This window comes from Kangiella sp. TOML190 (assembly GCF_023706045.1).
Lineage (GTDB): Bacteria > Pseudomonadota > Gammaproteobacteria > Enterobacterales > Kangiellaceae > Kangiella.
In genome coordinates this window covers 131,007-146,569 of the sequence record NZ_BQYL01000001.1, presented here as the reverse complement: position 1 = coordinate 146,569, position 15,563 = coordinate 131,007, and the positions used below count along the sequence as shown (strand labels likewise).

19 protein-coding genes are annotated in these 15,563 nt (G+C 43.9%); all 19 read left to right on the top strand.

The features are described 5' to 3' along the window. The first annotated feature begins 80 nt into the window (after positions 1-80). The 19 genes from ruvB to NFS34_RS00585 all read left to right on the top strand — a co-directional run bounded on the left by ruvB (position 81) and on the right by NFS34_RS00585 (position 15,532). On the top strand, positions 81-1,100 hold the full coding sequence (gene ruvB, locus NFS34_RS00675; protein WP_251357914.1) for a Holliday junction branch migration DNA helicase RuvB: 1,020 nt from the start codon (positions 81-83) through the stop codon (positions 1,098-1,100). Between the two features lie 86 nt (positions 1,101-1,186). Further along, positions 1,187-1,615, top strand: a complete 429-nt coding sequence (gene ybgC, locus NFS34_RS00670) for a tol-pal system-associated acyl-CoA thioesterase (RefSeq protein ID WP_251357913.1) — start codon at positions 1,187-1,189, stop codon at positions 1,613-1,615. A gap of 1 nt (position 1,616) precedes the next feature. Continuing rightward, positions 1,617-2,285: a protein TolQ gene (gene tolQ / locus NFS34_RS00665; protein ID WP_309296419.1), complete on the top strand. Its 669-nt coding sequence runs from the start codon at positions 1,617-1,619 to the stop codon at positions 2,283-2,285. A gap of 10 nt (positions 2,286-2,295) precedes the next feature. Continuing rightward, on the top strand, positions 2,296-2,730 hold the full coding sequence (locus tag NFS34_RS00660) for an ExbD/TolR family protein (RefSeq protein WP_251357911.1): 435 nt from the start codon (positions 2,296-2,298) through the stop codon (positions 2,728-2,730). Positions 2,731-2,793: 63 nt separating this feature from the next. Further along, entirely contained in the window at positions 2,794-3,699 is a 906-nt protein-coding gene (tolA, locus tag NFS34_RS00655) for a cell envelope integrity protein TolA (protein WP_251357910.1), read from the top strand. A 33-nt stretch (positions 3,700-3,732) separates the two neighbouring features. Next, positions 3,733-5,091 (top strand): Tol-Pal system beta propeller repeat protein TolB, encoded by a 1,359-nt coding sequence (tolB, locus tag NFS34_RS00650; protein ID WP_251357909.1) that lies wholly within the window; start codon positions 3,733-3,735, stop codon positions 5,089-5,091. Between the two features lie 39 nt (positions 5,092-5,130). Continuing rightward, positions 5,131-5,661: a peptidoglycan-associated lipoprotein Pal gene (gene pal / locus NFS34_RS00645; RefSeq protein WP_251357908.1), complete on the top strand. Its 531-nt coding sequence runs from the start codon at positions 5,131-5,133 to the stop codon at positions 5,659-5,661. 42 nt (positions 5,662-5,703) lie between these two features. Then, positions 5,704-6,441, top strand: coding sequence for a tol-pal system protein YbgF (gene ybgF, locus NFS34_RS00640; RefSeq protein ID WP_251357907.1), 738 nt, complete (start codon positions 5,704-5,706; stop codon positions 6,439-6,441). A 123-nt stretch (positions 6,442-6,564) separates the two neighbouring features. Next, positions 6,565-7,203, top strand: a complete 639-nt coding sequence (gene queE / locus NFS34_RS00635; protein WP_251357906.1) for a 7-carboxy-7-deazaguanine synthase QueE — start codon at positions 6,565-6,567, stop codon at positions 7,201-7,203. A 146-nt stretch (positions 7,204-7,349) separates the two neighbouring features. Then, positions 7,350-8,039, top strand: coding sequence for a 7-cyano-7-deazaguanine synthase QueC (gene queC, locus NFS34_RS00630; protein WP_251357905.1), 690 nt, complete (start codon positions 7,350-7,352; stop codon positions 8,037-8,039). A 117-nt stretch (positions 8,040-8,156) separates the two neighbouring features. Beyond that, complete coding sequence (gene ndk / locus NFS34_RS00625) at positions 8,157-8,588, top strand: nucleoside-diphosphate kinase (RefSeq protein WP_251357904.1); 432 nt, start codon at positions 8,157-8,159, stop codon at positions 8,586-8,588. Between the two features lie 200 nt (positions 8,589-8,788). Next, complete coding sequence (rlmN, locus tag NFS34_RS00620; RefSeq protein ID WP_251357903.1) at positions 8,789-9,943, top strand: 23S rRNA (adenine(2503)-C(2))-methyltransferase RlmN; 1,155 nt, start codon at positions 8,789-8,791, stop codon at positions 9,941-9,943. 27 nt (positions 9,944-9,970) lie between these two features. Continuing rightward, entirely contained in the window at positions 9,971-10,765 is a 795-nt protein-coding gene (gene pilW / locus NFS34_RS00615) for a type IV pilus biogenesis/stability protein PilW (RefSeq protein ID WP_251357902.1), read from the top strand. Positions 10,766-10,778: 13 nt separating this feature from the next. After that, positions 10,779-11,360 (top strand): RodZ family helix-turn-helix domain-containing protein, encoded by a 582-nt coding sequence (locus NFS34_RS00610; RefSeq protein ID WP_251357901.1) that lies wholly within the window; start codon positions 10,779-10,781, stop codon positions 11,358-11,360. Between the two features lie 101 nt (positions 11,361-11,461). Further along, the gene (gene ispG / locus NFS34_RS00605; protein ID WP_251357900.1) at positions 11,462-12,598 is read left to right on the top strand and encodes a flavodoxin-dependent (E)-4-hydroxy-3-methylbut-2-enyl-diphosphate synthase; all 1,137 of its coding nucleotides are present in this window, start codon (positions 11,462-11,464) and stop codon (positions 12,596-12,598) included. Next, entirely contained in the window at positions 12,591-13,115 is a 525-nt protein-coding gene (locus tag NFS34_RS00600; RefSeq protein WP_251357899.1) for a tetratricopeptide repeat protein, read from the top strand. The genes ispG and NFS34_RS00600 overlap by 8 nt, the downstream gene beginning before the upstream one ends. 8 nt (positions 13,116-13,123) lie before the next feature. Continuing rightward, on the top strand, positions 13,124-13,501 hold the full coding sequence (locus tag NFS34_RS00595; protein WP_251357898.1) for a DUF3224 domain-containing protein: 378 nt from the start codon (positions 13,124-13,126) through the stop codon (positions 13,499-13,501). Positions 13,502-13,610: 109 nt separating this feature from the next. Then, positions 13,611-14,885 carry a histidine--tRNA ligase gene (gene hisS / locus NFS34_RS00590; RefSeq protein WP_251357897.1) on the top strand — a complete coding sequence of 425 codons (1,275 nt, stop codon included), beginning with the start codon at positions 13,611-13,613 and terminating at the stop codon, positions 14,883-14,885. A gap of 20 nt (positions 14,886-14,905) precedes the next feature. Beyond that, positions 14,906-15,532 (top strand): tetratricopeptide repeat protein, encoded by a 627-nt coding sequence (locus NFS34_RS00585; protein WP_251357896.1) that lies wholly within the window; start codon positions 14,906-14,908, stop codon positions 15,530-15,532. Positions 15,533-15,563 lie beyond the last annotated feature (31 nt).

Here is a 15,563-nt window from a genome sequence, read left to right as displayed (position 1 = left end):
ACACCATAAAAGTAACACTAAGTCATTGATAAACATTAAAAAGATACCTTGAAAATAGAGAATAACTGACAAGCAGCCGCATGATAGAACACGACCGAATCATCAATCCCGAGCAAGTTGCGGAAGAAGATCATTTTGATCGCGCCATTAGACCCACGGAACTTAAAGATTATGTGGGCCAGCAAAAGGTGTGTGAGCAGATGGAGATCTTTCTTTCGGCGGCCAAAAAACGCCAAGAAGCGCTTGATCACGTTCTAATTTTTGGTCCGCCCGGTCTGGGTAAAACGACTTTAGCTAACATTATCTCCAATGAAATGGGGGTTGGGATTAAGCACACCTCAGGCCCAGTATTGGAAAAGGCGGGCGATTTGGCGGCAATGTTGACCAATCTTGAACCGAATGACGTCTTGTTTATTGACGAAATCCATCGCCTTAGCCCGCATATCGAGGAAGTATTGTATCCAGCGATGGAGGATTATCAGCTGGATATTATGATTGGCGAAGGCCCTGCAGCCCGCTCGATTAAGCTGGATTTGCCGCCCTTTACTTTGGTTGGCGCAACCACCAGAGCCGGTTCTTTAACCTCGCCGCTGCGCGATCGTTTTGGCATAGTGCAACGATTAGAGTTTTATAACATCAAAGACTTAACGAGCATTGTCGAGCGCGCAGGTAAAATTATTGGTTTGACGATGGATAGCTCTGGCGCACAAGAAATTGCCCGACGCTCGCGCGGTACGCCGCGGATTGCCAATCGATTGCTGCGCCGCGTGCGTGATTATGCAGAAATTAAAGCCGATGGTGCCATTGATCAAGAAGTGGCCAGTCGCGCTTTGGATATGCTCGATGTGGATGATAAGGGCTTCGATATGATGGACAGAAAATTGTTGCTGACCATTATCGAGAAATTTTCCGGCGGCCCAGTGGGCTTAGATACACTAGCGGCGGCGATTGGCGAAGAAAGAGATACCATTGATGATGTGTTGGAACCTTTTTTGATCCAGCAGGGCTTTATTCAGCGCACGCCTAGAGGGCGTATTGCGACCAAGCTTGCATACCAACATTTTGAGATTATTCCTGGTGATGGTGACTTATTTGATTGAGTGGTTGTTGGTTCAATTGCCCAGTCAAAAGACTAAATTAGCAGCGAACTAACACGATTTACAAAACGATACGTTAATAACTTTAGATGAATGATATAAAAAAGCCTGAATTTATTTGGCCGGTTCGAGTCTATTATGAAGATACTGATGTGGCGGGTGTGGTTTATTACGCCAATTATCTGAAATTTTATGAGCGCGGGCGCACAGAATGGCTGCGCAGCCTTGGGTATGATCAGGACCTTTTGATTGAGCAAGGTTTGGCCTTCGCAGTGGCGCATATTGATGCCCGTTATTTTGCGCCAGCGCGCTTTAATGAAAAGTTATTAGTTAAAACTACAATCGTAAAATCGCGCAAAGCTAGCGTGGTTTTTCATCAGCAAATTGTTAGTGATGACGCTGAACAAAAATTATTGAACGAAGCGACCATTAAAGTCGCCTGCGTGGACGTCAATACTATGATCCCGACGTCTATGCCTGATTATTTAGTAGAGGAGATTGCCAGTGACTGGTGCTGAAATGTCGATTGCCGACTTGATTCTAAAGGCAAGTGTGGTCGTGCAAGCGATTATGGCGTTATTGCTATTAATTTCTATTGTTTCTTGGGCGATGATTTTCCAACGCTCAACGGTACTTAATTCCGCTGCCAGAAACGGCCGCAAGTTTGAAGATAAATTCTGGTCGGGTATCGACTTAAGTAAATTGTTTTCGGATTTGAATCAAAGAGCCAAACCCGCGGTAGGTTTGGAGTCATTATTCCAATCTGGTTATCGTGAATTTGTGCGCTTACGCAGCCAAAGCGGAACTTCCGCCGATGCGGTGATGGACGGTACTCACCGCGCCATGCGGGTTGCGCACAGCCGTGAAATCGAAAAACTAGAGCGAAACTTATCCTTTTTAGCCACTGTTGGTTCGGTAACTCCTTATATCGGCCTATTTGGTACTGTTTGGGGGATTATGAATTCTTTTATCGCCTTAGGTTCGGTCAAACAAGCAACCTTAGCCATGGTAGCGCCCGGCATCGCCGAGGCTTTGATTGCCACAGCGATGGGTTTGTTTGCGGCTATTCCTGCGGTAATTGCTTATAACCGTTTCACCAATCGCTTGCAGCGGATTGAAACTCAGTATGAGAACTTTTTAGAAGAGTTTTCAGGCGTGCTGCATCGTAAAGCCCACAGTAAGGCGTAGTTGAGAGCTTATGGCACAGTTAATTCGTCGCGCTCGCCGTCGCCCTAAAGCGGAAATCAATGTGGTTCCCTATATTGACGTGATGTTGGTATTGATGGTGATTCTAATGATTACGGCTACCGCCATTACCGCAGGTGTGGAGGTTGATCTGCCCAGTGCCAGCGCGCCGCCGTCTGAAGCGACGGCCGAAAACTCCATCATTATTGAGATAAACTCGGATGGCGAGTACCACTTTATTACCAGTGGAGATCGCGATGAGATCGCTTATGCGCTTGAAGAAGCGGTGGATCTGGTACAGACCCGTTTGCAGCAAAAACCCGAATTGCTGATTTTAGTCGGTGGTGATGAAGGCGCGGACTATGGCAAGGTGGTGGAGCTGTTAAGCATGATGAATGAAGTGGCTGGAGTGGAAAAAGTCAGCTTAATGACCAATCCTGCCAAGTAATATTTTTAGCGACAAGTTTTAAAAGTAGCATTGAAAGCAGTTTTATAAAAGTAGGTAATTAATTTGCCATATAAGAAGAATATAGTACCGGTTGCGCTAGCAATTTTGCTCCATGTGGGCTTAATTGGATTGTTGCTATGGAACTTTGCTTTCAGCCCTGATGAGACCAATAAACAGTTTGTGGATTCGCCGGTTAAAGCACGTTTAGTCACGGCGCCGGAAATTCCAAAAAAAGACGCCACTAGCCTTAAGAAAAAGCAGCAACGGCAAAAAGAGCTGGATGAGACTAAAAAAAAGTTAGAGCAGCAGAAGCTTGAAGAGCAAAAGCAAAAAGAGCTTGAGCAAGAAAGACTCAAGCAGCAAAAGTTAGAGCAAGAGCAAGCCGAAAAGCTAAAACAACAGAAGCTAAAGCAAGAGCAACTGGAACAGAAAAAATTAGAGCAGCAAAAAAAAGCCGAAGCTGAGAAAAAGCGTAAAGCCGAGGCAGAAAAGAAGCGCAAAGCAGAAGCTGAGCGCAAGAAAAAAGAAGCGGAAAAAAAGAAAAAGGCGGAAGCCGAGCGTAAGCGTAAAGAGGCGGAGCGGAAAAAACGTGAAGAAGCAGAGCGTAAACGCAAAGAGCTGGAAGCGTTAGAGGCTTCGCTGGATGATGAGCTGTTTGAAGCGGATAAAGGTGCGGTGCGCCAAAGTCAGATCATGAGCGAAGTGGAAAAGCTTCGGAATGCCATTGGTGCCAAAGTAAGGCGCAACTGGAATATGCCCAGCGGCGATGGTAATTGTGTCATTAACTTTACTATTGGCCCAGGTGGGATTTTGTTAGGTATTAAAAGTACCGATGGTGATTTGGACTATTGCGATACCGGAACCACAGCTATTAGAAAGTCGGCTCCGTTTCCAGTTTCTGACGATCCGCAGGTGATGGCGGTATTAAAAGATGCCACCATTAAGTTCGACCCCAGTTTTAAGCAGTAATCAAACAATAGTTCTGACTATTGGAGAGATAAAATGAACAAAAAATTAGTTAAATTAGCATGGTTAGTCGTATTTTTTGCGTCTTTCAAGCTAAGCGCGGAAATCGAGATCATCATTACCGAAGGGCGTGACGATGCTAGGCCAATTGCGGTTGTGCCGTTTGCCTATGAGGCTAGCTCGGTGCAAGTTCAAGCGCCGCACGATTTCGCTAAGATTATTTCGGATGATTTGCGCCGCAGCGGTAAGTTTAAACCGACCGAGCTATCAAAATTACCAGCGATGCCTTCGAATATTGCAGACATCAATTTAGTGGATTGGCGTAGTTTAGGTGTTGATGCGGTTTTAATTGGCAAAGTTCGCGAAAGTATTCCAGGCACCTATGAAGTGTCATACGACTTGATTGATCCTTTTAATGCCAACGCCTATTTGGAAAATGAGGTAACGCTTTCCAGTGTACCTCATGAGCAAGAGCAAAACTTGTTGTTGCGTGCTACTAAGGTTTTGAATCAAAGTAATTTTCGCTGGAATGCGCACGTAGCGGCGGATGAAATCTATGAAAAGCTTACCGGCGAGCGAGGTGCTTTTGCTACCTTAATTGCTTACGTTGAGGTGGTTCCTAATTCGCCAAAGAAATACCAATTATTCGTTGCCGATAGCGATGGTTATGATGCTAAACGTTTATTCCCTAGCGAGCGTCCGATCATGTCGCCCGCTTGGTCGCCGGATGGCGAGCAGTTGGCTTACGTCAGTTTCGAAAATGGTCGCTCAGAGATTTTTATTCATAGCGTTTATACCAATCAGCGGCAGAAGATAGCCAGCTTTAAAGGCTTTAACAGTGCCCCGGCTTGGTCGCCAGACGGTCGCAAAATGGCGATGGTCTTGTCTAAAGACGGCAATCCGGAAATTTATGTGATGGATTTAGCGTCGAAAAAATTGCAACGCATGACTCAACACTATTCTATCGATACCGAGCCTTCTTGGTCGCCCGATGGCAACAGCTTGATTTTTACTTCCGATCGCGGCGGCCGTCCGCAGATTTATCAAGTCTTTTTAAATTCAGGGCAAACTAAGCGCGTGACTTTTGAAGGGCGACATAATGCCGGCGCAGAATTTAGCCCTGACGGCGAGCATATTGTGATGGTACACCAAAATAATGGTAACTTTCATATCGCGCGACAGAACCTGAAAAACGGGGATTTAGAAATTTTGACCAAATCCACTATGGATGAATCGATTTCAATCGCGCCGAACGGCAGTATGATTATTTTTTCAACCATATCCGGACGTGATAAGGTATTGAGCACCGTTTCAATGGATGGCAAGTTTGGCTTGCCGTATCCTAGCACTACCGGCGAAGTTAAAGCTCCGGCTTGGTCGCCTTTTATTTTGTAATACTTAAATCTAAATTGACAATACTCTTAGGAGAGAACAATGCAACACTTTTTAAAATTATTAACTCTGATAACCTTTTCTTTGGTGATTGCTGCTTGTAGCACTACCAAGCCTGCCGACACTGACACTAGCGGCGTTGATACGACTGATACCGGTCTTTCAGCAGAAGAGATTGCTCGTCGTGAAGCGGCGGAAGCAGCACGTCGCGCACAAGAAGCTGAAGCGGCTCGGATCGCGGCTTTGCTAAACAGCAACACAGTGTATTTTGGTTTTGACCAAGACGTGATTGACAGCGAATATACGGAAATGTTGCGTTTGCACGCTGAGCGTATGGTTCGTGACAATCGTAGCGTGATTTTAGAAGGCCATGCCGATGAGCGTGGTACTCCGGAATACAACTTGGCGTTAGGTGAGCGCCGTGCCAAAGCGGTAGCTCAGTTGCTACGCACTTTTGGGGTTTCTGGTAGCCAAATCGAAGTAGTGAGCTTTGGTGAAGAGTCGCCCGCGGTTGCTGGTCACGAAGAGTCTACTTGGGCTAAAAACCGTCGTGTGGAACTGAATTATAAGTAATTCATCTAAATCAGTGAAAGTTTGAATTAAGGTAGTTATCTTATGATGCAAAAAAAGCTGCAAAAACACAAAAAATCCTTGGCAACCTTTGTTGCCTTGTGGATTGGCGCTGGGGCTTCTGCTTATGCGGCAGCGCCAGTAACTGATGCTCAAGATCTTAAAGCTCAGACTGGTTTAAGAAGTTCACAACAAAGCCAATTGATTGCTGAGTTAGTGTTACAGGTCAATCAGCTGCAGCAAGAGGTTCGTCAACTGCGCGGTCAGTTGGAAGAGCAAGATTATCGCCTTAATCAAATGGTCAAGCAGCAGCGCGAGCTTTACATCGATTTGGATCGCCGTATTCAAGCTGGTGTAGCGACAGGTGATGCCAATGCTGATAATAACTCTAAGCCATTAGCAGCTACTCGGGATGAAGTACAAGCTGCTTACAATAAAGCTTTCACTCAATATAAAGATAAACAGTATGCTTTTGCGAAAAGCTCCTTTAAAAGCTTTGTTGCTAACTATCCTGAAGAAGACTTGGCATCCAATGCCCATTTTTGGTTAGGTCAGTTACATCTTAAAGATAAGGAATATGAACAAGCGGAAGCCCAGTTTAAGGCGGTTTATGCTGAGTTTCCTGGCGCCAACAAAACCGACGTGGCAATTTTAAAGCTGGGTCAGTTGGAGGAGGCGCGTGGCAATAAAGTTGCCGCAAAAGGCTACTATCAAAAAGTAGCTAAAGATTTTGCAAATACTACAGCTGGTAAATTGGCTAAAGCAAAGTTGGATGCACTTTAATCGCAAATCTTTGTTAAAAAAGGGCTGTTTAGCCCTTTTTTATTGCCTTTTATTTAGTGCTCAGGATCGACTATAATTCGCGCAGTTTAAGCAAGGCGCAAAGCGCCGTTAGCAGCAATGGCTATGAAATTACGAATCACCGAAATATTCCACTCCCTACAAGGCGAAAGCCTAACCGTTGGCTTGCCGACGGTTTTTGTGCGCCTAACTGGATGCCCTCTGCGCTGTGTTTATTGTGACACGGACTATGCTTTTGGTGGCGGCCAGTGGCTGAGCTATGAAGAAATTCTTGCCGAAATTGCACAATACGATTGTGATCATGTGTGTATCACTGGTGGCGAGCCATTGGCGCAAAAGCGGGTATTTGCGTTTTTTACTCTGCTTTGTGATAAAGGTTACCAAGTTTCTACCGAAACGGGTGGTGCCAACGATATAGCACCACTCGATCCACGCGTGATGACGGTGATGGATCTAAAAACGCCAGATTCGGGCGAAATGGCGCGGAATTTGTATGCCAATATTGAGCATTTAAAATCAGGCGATCAGGTAAAGTTCGTGATTTGCAGCCGCAAGGATTTTGATTGGGCCAAGATGACCATTGAGCAATACAACTTACTGGATAAGTGTGAAGTGTTATTTTCGCCATCTTATGGTCAAGTGGAGTATTCACAACTGGCGGAATGGATTTTAAAGGATAAGTTAAAGGTAAGGATGCAGGTGCAATTGCATAAGATTATTTGGGGAGAAAAAACAGGAGTATAAATTGTTAAAAGTTCCTTATATTTCGTGAAACAAAACAATAGAGTCCTCATTTACTAGAGTAAACTGCGGTTCTATTTTTTTGAAAGCCTCGTCTAAAAAACTTTTTTCTGCTTTATACTCTGTTTTTATAAAATGAAGTGATAACTATGACTAAAAAAGCAGTGGTTTTACTTTCTGGTGGTTTAGACTCAACTACTGCCCTGGCGATGGCGGTTGAGCAAGGCTTTGAGTGCTATACCATGAGTTTTAATTACGGTCAGCGTAGCTTGGCCGAGCTTAATGCAGCCAAGAAAATTTCCAACACTTTCAATGCAGTGAAGCATATTGAAGTCAATTTGGACATGACGGAAATTGGCGGTTCAGCTTTAACCGACCATTCGATTGATGTGCCGATCAATGAAGAAATCGCTGAGCAAGCAGCGATTCCAGTGACCTATGTTCCTGCTCGTAACACGGTGTTTCTATCGATTGCCCTTGGCTGGGCGGAAGTTTTGCAGGCCAATCATATTTTTGTTGGCGTTAATGCAGTGGATTATTCTGGCTATCCCGATTGTCGCCCTGAGTTTATCCAAGCCTTCGAAAATATGGCGAATTTGGCTACTAAAGCTGGAGTTGAAGGTCAAAAGTTGACCATTGCAGCGCCGCTAATGGATATGACCAAGGCTCAAATTATTGCAAAAGGAACTCAGTTGGGGATCGATTACAGCCAAACGGTATCTTGCTATAAAGCCACTGATAAGGGGCTTGCTTGCGGCGAATGCGATTCGTGTATTTTGCGCCGCCAAGGATTCGAAGGGCAGGGTATTAGCGATCCGACTCGATATTTCACGCCTTAGGTGCGTTGCCTAATTTCTAGGCTTTCTGTATAATTTCGCGCAATTTCTGGGTTAGCCACGGCTAGCCCATTATTTTGAATACTATTATTGACTAAAACCTGATAAACGGAGTCCGAAATGGCTATCGAACGTACTTTTTCTATCGTAAAACCTGACGCAGTTGCGAAAAACGTTATTGGCGAAATCTACAGCCGTTTCGAGCGTGCTGGTTTGCGCATCGTTGCTTCAAAAATGATCCACTTGTCACGCGAAAAAGCCGAAGGCTTCTACGCTGAGCATGCCGAGCGTCCTTTCTTTGGCGCTTTAGTTGATTTCATGACTTCTGGTCCAGTTATGGTTCAGGTTCTTGAAGGCGAAAACGCCATCAAAGCCAATCGCGAAATCATGGGTGCTACTAATCCTGCAGAAGCATTACGCGGCACTATCCGTGCGGACTACGCGGTTTCTGTAGACGAAAACGCTGCCCATGGCTCTGATAGCCCTGAGTCTGCTGAGCGCGAAATTGCATATTTCTTCGAAGCTTCAGAAATTTGCCCTCGCACTCGATAAAAACGATTGTTTTGTCTCGAACTTGAACAAACCCCCACGTTTTTAGGCAAGAAATTGCAAGAAAGCTTTTCATTTCGGTGGAAAGCTTTTTTTATAGGCTGATATTTTGCTATTAATCGGATAAAAGCCTAAAATATAGCCAAATTTCACTGGTCGATGCCAAATGGCTGCGTCCAGTTTACATTGTGTAAAGGTAACTAATGAGTAATCAAGCGGTTAGTGAAAAAACTAATCTACTCAACCTGACGCGCGGTGGAATGGTCGAGTTCTTTAAAGAGCTTGGTGAAAAGCCATTTCGCGCCACTCAGGTGTTGAAGTGGATCCATCAATTCGGAGTCGAAGACTTCGATCAAATGACCAATATTAGCAAGGCCTGTCGTGCTAAACTCAAACAAGTGGCGGAAATTAAAGGCCCCGAAGTGCTGGATGTGCAGGAGTCTGCCGATGGCACTGTGAAATGGGCGCTGCATATTCCTGGCGGCCAAGCCATCGAAACGGTCTTTATTCCCGAACGCCACCGCGGCACCTTATGCGTTTCTTCGCAAGTGGGCTGTGCTTTAGAGTGCAGCTTCTGCTCGACGGGTTATCAAGGCTTTAATCGTAACCTCTCTACCGCTGAAATTATTGGCCAAGTCTGGCTGGCGGCGCGCTATCTTAATGGTAAGCATAAGTCAGATGACCGAGCGGTCACCAATGTAGTGATGATGGGGATGGGTGAGCCATTGGCTAATTATGAGCCGGTGGTCAATTCGATGGAATTAATGATGGACGACAATGCTTATGGATTGTCAAAGCGCCGCGTGACCTTGAGTACCTCAGGTATGGTGCCACAATTAAAGCGTCTGATTGATGATATTGATGTGGCTTTGGCGATTTCATTGCACGCGCCCAATGATCCTTTGCGCGATGAATTGGTGCCGATCAATAAAAAGTATCCGATTAAAGATTTGATGTCTGGGATCCATCATTATCTGGAGCGTTCCAATGCCGCGCGTAAGGTAACCATTGAATATGTAATGCTCAAAGGTATTAATGACAGTCTTGAACATGCCAAACAGTTGGCACTTTTATTGAAGGATACTCCCTGTAAGATTAACTTGATTCCATTTAACCCTTTTCCGCAGTCGAATTATCAGACTTCGAGTCGACAAAGCATTGATTTATTTAGTGATTTTTTAATCAAGAAAGGGTATCTTGTGGTTACCAGACGGACTCGTGGCGACGATATTGATGCTGCTTGTGGTCAATTAGCGGGTAAAATCCTTGATAAAACCAAGCGTCAAACGCGACGCGATGAACATAAAATTTCGCACCAACGATTCAAACAAGAAATCGAGGTGGAATTACATAATTAGTATAAGAGAGAATATAAAGGACGATTTATGAAGTTTGCAACCGTGCTATCCCTACTAAGTGTGTTGGTGTTGACTGCTTGTGAGACGACTCAAACACAAACCACGACCAATGCGGTAACGGACGGCATTACTGTAACTGATGATAAGACTAATTTAAAAGATGCGGCTGAAAAACGTCTTGCGCTGGGCATGGGTTATGTACAGCGTGGCTTAATGGAGCGAGCAAAAAAGAACTTATTGATGGCGGAAAAGCATGCGCCTGATATGCCGGATGTGATGTTTGGTCTGGCTTATTATTATCAGAAGGTGTTTGAGTTTGATAAGGCGGAAAGGTACTACCAAAAAGCGTTGGATATGGATGAAAATAATCCAGATTACATGAATGCTTATGGTGCTTTTTTGTGTACTTCGAAAAAAGATTATGAGGGTGCGGTTAAGTATTTCCTGAAGGCAGTGGATCAGCCGGAATATATTGCGGTAGGCGAAAGCTATGAAAATGCAGGCTTTTGTTCAATCGAAGCTGGTGATCATGAAAAAGCTGAACTGTATTTTAAAAAGGCTATGACCTTTAATCCGCGCTTAACTAAGCCTTTATATGGTTTAGCCCTAATGTCGTTTGAGGCCAATGAATACAATAAGGCGGAAACCTATTTATTGCAGTTTGAAGGCAAGTCTAAACCTTCTGCCGATAGCTTGTTATTGGGTTATAAAATTGGTCGTCGCCTTAACGACCGTTTTTCGATGGAATCTTATGGCGAAAAGTTAATACAACTATTCCCGCGTTCAGAACAAGCTCGGATCTATAAAAGAATGAGTAGCTAATAAAAATAAATTGATGAGTGACGAAAAAGACGTATCAGAAAATTTTGAATTTGGCCCAGGTGGTTTGCTAAAGCAAGCTCGGGAGCAAAAAGAAATTGATATTAATGAAGTGGCGAGCCGTTTAAAGCTAACCGAGCAGGCCATTTTAAATATTGAGTCTGATCGTTATGAGGGTTTCCCTTTGGCTTTCTACAAGGGGTATGTCAAAAACTATGCGCACTTCTTAGGTTTAGATGAGCAAGAATTTATTGAAAATTTCAACCGTTACGCGCAAAAAAATGGCTTAGAGCAACAGTCTCAACACACTTACAAACGAGTTGAGCTTAATCCGCCTCAAAAGAGCCATAAAACCGTTAAGTTATTTGCGCGCTTAGTCAGTCTTGCTATTGTTTTGGCACTGCTTTATTCGGTCTATTACTTTTTGGTAGAAAAAGGCTACTGGAATAAATTTATTAATAGTTTTGATAAACCCGAAGCTCAGCAAGAGCAGTTACTGGAAAGCGATGATAATGAGGGCGAATTGATCCCGGAAGGCGTTCTTGAAATCAACAGTAGGACCCTTGAAAACAACCTTAGAAAATCGGCTAAAAAATAGAACTTAAAAATAGTACTGACAAGCAATAACCGGAAAATAATCGATCACTAAGCATATTCTGATGCTAAAATAACGCTACTTTAAGCACCTAGTCAATTCATATGAACAGCAATTCTTGGATAAAACGACGTCAATCGCGCCAAATTATGGTGGGAACTGTGCCCGTCGGTGGCGATGCACCGATTGCGGTGCAAAGTATGACCAATACCGAAACTTGTGACGTTGCGGCAACCCTTACACAAATTAACGCTTTGGCCGATACCGGCGCTGATATTGTGCGGGTTTCGGTGCCGACCATGAAAGCTGCCGAAGCCTTTAAGTTGATTAAAGAGCAGTCGCCAGTACCTTTAGTGGCGGATATTCATTTTGACTACCGGATTGCCTTACAGGTTGCAGAATATGGGGTGGATTGTTTGCGGATTAATCCGGGTAATATTGGCGCTGAAGCGCGGGTTAAAGCGGTTGTCGATGCAGCCAAGGCGCGCAATATCCCTATCCGGATAGGGGTTAATGCGGGATCTTTGGAAAAAGATTTACAAGAAAAATATGGCGAACCAACCCCTGAAGCATTAGTCGAATCTGCTTATCGCCATATCGAGTATTTGGAAAAGTACAACTTCAAAGACTACAAAATCAGCCTGAAAGCATCTGACGTCTTTATGACGGTTTCGGCGTATCGTATTCTAGCCAAAGAAATTGATAATCCGCTGCATTTAGGCATTACCGAAGCCGGTTCATTCCGTTCGGGAACGGTAAAATCCTCAGTAGGCTTAGGTATGTTATTGGCTGAAGGGATTGGTGATACCATTCGGATTTCCTTGGCGGCCGATCCGGTGCAAGAAGTTAAAGTTGGCTTTGATATTCTAAAAAGCCTTGGCTTGCGCCAGCGTGGAATAAATTTAATCGCTTGTCCATCTTGCTCACGCCAGCAGTTTGATGTGATTAAAACCGTCAATGCATTAGAAGAGCGCCTTGAAGACGTGAATGAGCATGTGGATGTGGCGGTGATTGGTTGTGTGGTTAATGGTCCGGGTGAAGCCAAAGAAGTGGAAGTGGGGCTAACCGGCGGTTTTAAGAAATCCATGCTTTACACCAATGGTGAGAAAAGCCATAAGGTTGCCAACGAAGATTTGGTGGACGAGTTAGAAAAGCAAATTCGTGGCAAAATCGCTGCTAAACAAGCGCAGAAAGAAGAGATCACGAAAGGTGCAAAGGAATTACCAATAGAAAATGTTTAAATGGACTAAAAACAGAAAAGTGTTGAAAGTCTTAGATGAAGCGAAAGAGGCGATTGAAAATAAAAGATTTTTGAATGCTGAAAGCATTTTAAAATCAAATCAACAATTTAACGACACTAGAATATATCGGATGCTAGGGCATTTATATTTAGAAAAAGATAATAAAGACTGGAAGCAAGATATAGATTTAAGCTTTGAGTATTTTTTCAAAGCAATGGAGTTAGGTGATGTATATTCTATTTTTGAAGTATCAAAGCAGTTCTTAGCTGGAGAGTTAATCGAACAAAATTTTGAAGCCGCATTTGAATTATTAATTCAAGTTGAAGACTGTAGTTTAGCTGATGTGCATTATTGTCTGGCTGGGATGTACTCTGAAGGGTTAGGGACACAAGTTAACGAAGCAAAGGCAATGGAACATTTCAATAAAGCAAAACGTTTAGATTCAACCATTTATAATAAATATATGGAAAGTCCATCGTTATATACGATTGACTCTTTATTGAAGAATAAGTCGTAGCAGGTATTATGAAAAAAGTTAAAGGCAGTTTTGAAGTTAATTTAACCCCAGCTCAAGATGAGATTGATATGGGGCGCTTTTTGTTGGATAAAACCTATGAGGGACCTTTATCGGGTAGCGCCAAAGGCCAAATGCTCAGTCATAGAACTGAGGTCGAAGGTTCTGCGGGTTATGTGGCACTGGAGCTTTTTGAAGGTGAGCTGGAAGGCAAACAAGGTGGCTTTTCATTAGTGCATAAGGGATTAATGGAAAATGGCACTAATTCTTTAAATATCAACATTATCCCGAACTCTGGAACTGGCCAGTTAAAGGGTATTTCAGGTGTTTTGGGTATAATTATTGAAGCTTGTCAGCACTTTTATGAGCTTAGCTATGAAATCGACTAAAACTACCTCAAAATAATCTTCTAATCGCAGGAAAACCCTACTGTTTTGCTAGAAATCCGCTATAATCTCGCTCTTATTTGAGAAATTTAATAATTCGAGCGATCGCGCCTTGAGTCAGAAAATTCAAGCAATTCGTGGCATGAACGATATTTTGCCGCAGCAAACTCCCTATTGGCAGAAGTTGGAAGCAATTTTGCGTCAGCTAATGGCGAGCTATGGCTATAACGAAATTCGTATGCCAATAGTTGAAAAGACCAGTCTTTTCAAACGCGCGGTGGGTGAGGTGACCGATATTGTCGAAAAGGAAATGTACACTTTCGACGATAGAAACGGTGACAGCTTGAGTTTGCGTCCAGAGGGTACTGCCTCTTGTGTTCGCGCTGGGATTGAACATGGCCTGCTTTATAATCAGGAACAAAGGCTTTGGTATATGGGCCCCATGTTTCGCCATGAGCGTCCGCAAAAAGGTCGTTATCGCCAGTTCCATCAGCTTGGTGTTGAAACTTTTGGTATTGCCACGCCGGATGTGGATGCTGAATTAATTTTAATGACCGCTCGTTTGTGGAAAGCGCTTGGGATTAATGACTCGGTGCGTTTGGAAATTAATTCGCTCGGATCGAATGAGGTGCGCGCAGAATACCGCGATGCTTTGGTGGCATTTTTAACGCCAATCAAAGATCAGCTTGATGAGGATAGTCAAAAGCGCTTGCAGACTAATCCGTTAAGAATATTGGATTCAAAAAATCCGCAGACTCAAGAATTGGTTGCCGATGCGCCCAAGCTAGTGGATTATTTGGATCAAGAATCCAAGGAGCATTTTGCGCGCTTATGCCAAATTTTAGACGCTAATGGTATTGAGTATCAGGTCAATCAAAATTTGGTTCGCGGCTTAGATTATTACAACCGCACTGTGTTTGAGTGGATCACTGATAAGTTGGGGGCGCAAGGCACTATTTGTGCTGGCGGTCGATATGATGGCCTAACTGAACAGTTAGGCGGTCATGCAACTACGGCGTCGGGTTTCGCCATGGGTATTGAGCGGATTGTGTCTTTGATGGAAGAGCTAGCGCCAATTGAGATCAGCGATGCTGATGTTTATATGGTGGCGCTTGGCGATGCGGCGGAAATCAATGCCATGCAGCTTGCTGAAATCTTGCGTGATGAAATGCCATCCTTGCGCATTCGAGCTAATTTTGCTGGCGGTAATTTCAAAAAGCAGTTTAAGAAAGCCGATAAAAGCGGTGCCAAAGTGGCTTTGGTGCTGGGCGAGCAGGAAGTTAATGACCAAACCGTTGGCATTAAATTCTTGCGCGAACATAAAGAACAATTGTTGGTTTCGCAAAGCGAGATCACTCAACAGTTAAAACAAATTTTAGAAATTTAGAAAGATGTAGGAGGCCATTCATGGCTTATGAAACTGAAGAACAACAAGTTGAAGCGATTAAGAATTTTTGGAAAGAAAATGGTAGCGCCATTATTTTAGGGGCAATTATTGGTTTTGGTGGTTTGTTTGGTTGGAGATATTATCAAGATCAGCAAAGAGTGCAGGCAGAGCAAGCTTCAGAAGCTTACGCTGCGGCGATGCAAAGTATCCAAGCCGGTCAAACGGAAAACCCACAGTTTGTGGAGCAAGCTAATCAGCTGATTAAAGACTATGCGGACAGCAGTTATGCTTCAATGGCGGCCTTAAAGTTAGCTCAGCAGTATGTTGAGCAGAATAAATTGGACGAAGCTGCGGAACAATTGCGCTGGGTCGCTGACAAAGGTAATAGCACCTATAAAGCGACGGCGACAATTCGCTTAGCGCGGGTTTTGTTGCAACAAGAAAAGTTTGCCGAAGCGGTAACTGTGGCTAAATCAGTCACTGCTGATGCCCATCAGGCCACTAGCAAATATATTCAAGCAGAAGCCTTGTTAGGGCAAGATAAAAAAGATGAAGCCATTGCCATGTTTAAGCAAGCCAAAGAGGCTTCGGAAGGCTTTACCAGCCCTTTATTGGCGCTGCGATTAACTGAATTTGGTATCGAGTAGTTTGCGCCGTTTTAAGCTCTAACTTGAACCA

What these genes read in the sequence shown, in the direction of transcription:
- ybgC (WP_251357913.1), top strand. Translation starts at nt 1,187, where the DNA reads ATGAATGATATAAAAAAGCCTGAATTTATTTGGCCGGTTCGAGTCTAT.
- ispG (WP_251357900.1), top strand. Translation starts at nt 11,462, where the DNA reads ATGAACAGCAATTCTTGGATAAAACGACGTCAATCGCGCCAAATTATG.
- queE (WP_251357906.1), top strand. Translation starts at nt 6,565, where the DNA reads ATGAAATTACGAATCACCGAAATATTCCACTCCCTACAAGGCGAAAGC.
- tolB (WP_251357909.1), top strand. Translation starts at nt 3,733, where the DNA reads ATGAACAAAAAATTAGTTAAATTAGCATGGTTAGTCGTATTTTTTGCG.
- ruvB (WP_251357914.1), top strand. Translation starts at nt 81, where the DNA reads ATGATAGAACACGACCGAATCATCAATCCCGAGCAAGTTGCGGAAGAA.
- NFS34_RS00595 (WP_251357898.1), top strand. Translation starts at nt 13,124, where the DNA reads ATGAAAAAAGTTAAAGGCAGTTTTGAAGTTAATTTAACCCCAGCTCAA.
- ndk (WP_251357904.1), top strand. Translation starts at nt 8,157, where the DNA reads ATGGCTATCGAACGTACTTTTTCTATCGTAAAACCTGACGCAGTTGCG.
- tolQ (WP_309296419.1), top strand. Translation starts at nt 1,617, where the DNA reads ATGTCGATTGCCGACTTGATTCTAAAGGCAAGTGTGGTCGTGCAAGCG.
- ybgF (WP_251357907.1), top strand. Translation starts at nt 5,704, where the DNA reads ATGATGCAAAAAAAGCTGCAAAAACACAAAAAATCCTTGGCAACCTTT.
- rlmN (WP_251357903.1), top strand. Translation starts at nt 8,789, where the DNA reads ATGAGTAATCAAGCGGTTAGTGAAAAAACTAATCTACTCAACCTGACG.
- NFS34_RS00600 (WP_251357899.1), top strand. Translation starts at nt 12,591, where the DNA reads ATGTTTAAATGGACTAAAAACAGAAAAGTGTTGAAAGTCTTAGATGAA.
- queC (WP_251357905.1), top strand. Translation starts at nt 7,350, where the DNA reads ATGACTAAAAAAGCAGTGGTTTTACTTTCTGGTGGTTTAGACTCAACT.
- NFS34_RS00585 (WP_251357896.1), top strand. Translation starts at nt 14,906, where the DNA reads ATGGCTTATGAAACTGAAGAACAACAAGTTGAAGCGATTAAGAATTTT.
- pal (WP_251357908.1), top strand. Translation starts at nt 5,131, where the DNA reads ATGCAACACTTTTTAAAATTATTAACTCTGATAACCTTTTCTTTGGTG.
- pilW (WP_251357902.1), top strand. Translation starts at nt 9,971, where the DNA reads ATGAAGTTTGCAACCGTGCTATCCCTACTAAGTGTGTTGGTGTTGACT.
- NFS34_RS00610 (WP_251357901.1), top strand. Translation starts at nt 10,779, where the DNA reads ATGAGTGACGAAAAAGACGTATCAGAAAATTTTGAATTTGGCCCAGGT.
- NFS34_RS00660 (WP_251357911.1), top strand. Translation starts at nt 2,296, where the DNA reads ATGGCACAGTTAATTCGTCGCGCTCGCCGTCGCCCTAAAGCGGAAATC.